This window comes from Streptomyces sp. NPDC046900, assembly GCF_040644975.1.
GTDB lineage: Bacteria > Actinomycetota > Actinomycetes > Streptomycetales > Streptomycetaceae > Streptomyces.
This window is the reverse complement of the sequence record NZ_JBEYXD010000219.1, coordinates 1-2,754: the sequence shown is the minus strand read 5'-3', so window position 1 is coordinate 2,754 and position 2,754 is coordinate 1. Positions and strand designations below refer to the sequence as shown.

At 67.6% G+C, this 2,754-nt stretch carries 2 protein-coding genes and 2 pseudogenes; 2 read left to right on the top strand and 2 right to left on the bottom strand.

All coding sequences use genetic code 11. From position 1 onward, the window contains the following. Positions 1-94: 94 nt before the first annotated feature. Positions 95-868 (bottom strand): SDR family oxidoreductase, encoded by a 774-nt coding sequence (locus tag ABZ904_RS50995; protein ID WP_361831149.1) that lies wholly within the window; start codon positions 866-868, stop codon positions 95-97. 741 nt (positions 869-1,609) lie between these two features. Between ABZ904_RS50995 and ABZ904_RS50990 the strand changes: the two are divergent. Next, positions 1,610-1,765 (top strand): annotated as a pseudogene (locus ABZ904_RS50990) (winged helix-turn-helix domain-containing protein); the annotation flags it as partial. A gap of 684 nt (positions 1,766-2,449) precedes the next feature. Then, a pseudogene (locus tag ABZ904_RS50985) lies at positions 2,450-2,659 on the top strand (IS5/IS1182 family transposase); the annotation flags it as partial. Between the two features lie 12 nt (positions 2,660-2,671). Here ABZ904_RS50985 and ABZ904_RS50980 read toward each other — a convergent pair. Beyond that, positions 2,672-2,754, bottom strand: an 83-nt coding sequence (locus ABZ904_RS50980) for a DUF664 domain-containing protein (RefSeq protein WP_361831152.1), incomplete at its 5' end; no start/stop codon positions are given.

The following is a 2,754-nucleotide window of genomic DNA, read 5'->3' as shown; positions in this document are numbered from 1 at the left end:
CGACGACACGACACGCCACCACTCCCACGGGATCGCCGACCCTATACCCGACCAGCAAAAACGCAGTCCTCAAGTCCGGAAAGACAACAGCTTCTTAGTTGCGGCCAGCCATGACCCCGCCGTCAACGTTGAGGATGGCGCCGGTGGTCCAGCTGGAGTCCGATGATAGGAGGAAGGTGATGGCGGAGGCGATGTCCTGGGGGGTGCCGATCCGGCCGAGCGGGTGCAGGCCGCTGAGCTGCTCCAGCGACCCCTGCAGCTGGTCGGCAGGGAAAACCTTTGCAAACAGCGGTGTATCGGTGACGGCGGGAGCCACGGCGTTCACCCGGATGCCGTTGCCGGCGAGTTCCATGGCCAGGTTGTGCGTGAGAGCGTGCAGGCCCGCCTTGGCCATCGAGTAGGCCGACGAGGGTGTCACGGCGAGTGCCTGGTGCGCCCACATGCTGCCGACGTTGACGATGGCGCCGCCTTGACCACCGGCGATCATGCCCCGGACGACGGTCTGTGTCAGGAAGAACGTTGACCTGTTCAGGTCGTGATAGGAGTCGTAGTCCGCGACCTCGAAGTCGAGGAAGGGCTTGGGTAGGAAGAACCCCGCAGAGTTGACGAGGAGAGTAGCGTCGGAGTGGTTCTGCGCCAGCTGCATCTGCGCCTCGACGACCTGGCCCCAGTTCGTCAGGTCGGCTGCGATCGACCATGCGCTGCCCGAGCGTGACAGGTTTGCCACTGCGTCGTCGAGTTTCTGGCCCGGGCGGCCGATGATGACCGCGCTGCCGCCCTTCTCGATGACGTTCTGCGCGGTTTTGAGGCCCATGCCGCTGGCGCCGCCGATCGCGACGAGTTTCTTGCCTTCGAAGTCGGAAGCCATACAGATCACATTCCGTTCGAGTATGAACAGTTCCCTCCGGTCATTCCACCCTTTTACTGCACTACACGGTCTCTACCGGAACCATGGGCCGCATGGTGTCCTCCGCTCATCCGTGCAGAGCAACGGCAGTGAGGTTCCCCCGAGATGCGGAAGGAGCGGCCACCCCCATCAGGCGTGCGCCCCCGGCAGACACCCGCGCACGCCCACACCTTGATCCGCTACACCACGACAAGGGCACTTCATGGGACGCGATCCAGACGGCGGCCACCGCGCTGATGCGCATACCTGCCAGCGTACGGCTGAACCTTCCTGTGCAGTGGAAGGTCTAACGTCCGGCATAGAGGCATTGACCTGCGAGGACGACCCCATGCGTATCACCGTGCTGACCGTGCCGGACTATCCCAACGCCCCGGTGGTTCACGAGCGGATCGCCCGCGCGCTCGACGGCCGCAGCGCGAAGGTGGAGCTGGTCGAGGTGGGCGATCACGAGCAGGCGGCGCGGCTGGGAATGACCGGCTCGCCCACCGTTCTGATCGACGGCGTGGACCCGTTCGCCGTGCCGGGCGCCCCGGTTTCTGTCTCCTGCCGTCTCCGCGTCGTGCCTGGAAGGCGGGCGGGTGGGAGGCCCTGCGCTCCAAGGGGGCCCCGGGCTACGACTGCCGGCTCAGCCCCCACCTACAGGTCAGACTTGCCGCCTGGCTGGACGAAGGACCGGCTGCACACGGCTGGGCGGACGACCAGGTGTGGACCGCCGCCCGGGTGCGCACGCTGATCGGGCGGAGGTTCCACATCTCCTACAGCGTCTCCGAAGTGACCCGGCTGCTGCACCGGATGGGCTACAGCGTGCAGATGCCCGCCCGGCCCGCCGCCGAGTGCGACGAGGACGCGATCACCGCATGGCGGGAGGCGACCTGGCAGGAGGTAAAACCCTTGATACCGATGCTGCGCCATGCGGCGCACACACTGCCGACGGACACCCGGCGCGCGGCAGGGCTCGACGCGCTCGCGCGCGACTGCGCGGACCGGCTCCGCGCAATCACCGCACGACAGCTACGTGCCGCGGACGACTGGTCGATCGCCTGGACCGGTTGCGGCTGCGGACTGTGCGCCACCCTGGAGACGTTCCTCGCTTCCCGCTCACTGCGCGTCCCTGGAATGGCCGCTGGCGAAGGACGGGCGCCGGCACGTGCACACCAAGATCGAGTCAGCCGAGCTCCCGGTACGCCACTAGACCAGAAGGCAGGGACGCCCGTACACCCTCGTGCTGACCAAGACCGAGCAGTTGCTCACCCGCGAGCAGACCGCCCGCCGCCGGGCCGATGCCGACCTGACCTGGCTGGCCTCGGCCTGGAACGCCTCCGCCGCCAGGCCGTGTTGAGCCCGCGGCACCTTGCCGACGAGGGCGTACCCGAGCCCAGGCCGAGTGACCCGCGCCGAAAGAGGACCCCAGACTGGTGCCGGCAGGCCGCCGAACACCTCGCCGCCCGCCGCACCTCGACACGCTGACCGCAGCTCACCGAGCCGCGGGCGCGAGCGGGACACCGTAAAACCGCGGCATCAGGCGCAAAGGGAACGACGAACAACCAGCGGGCCAACCGCCAAGCCGGCGGTAGCCATGGCGGCCGACCCATCGGCTTCGACAAGACGATCTACAGGCGAAGGAACGAAGTCGAGCAGGCGATCAACGCGCTCAGCAACTGCCGGGCCGTGGCCAGGAGATTCGACACGCGCGGCTCCATCGTCCAGGGCACGCTCACCCTCGCCTCGATCCGGCTCCGGCTCCGCCCATGATCTTTGCCGGATCTAGTCGCCGGTCGTGCCGTCGAGCATCTCGCGCAGGATGTCCAGGTGGCCGTTGTGGCGGGCCGTCTCCTCGGTGAGGTGGA

Bases quoted from the DNA above. Each gene is read 5' to 3' on its own strand.
- ABZ904_RS50995 (WP_361831149.1), bottom strand. From the start codon at position 868: ATGGCTTCCGACTTCGAAGGCAAGAAACTCGTCGCGATCGGCGGCGCC.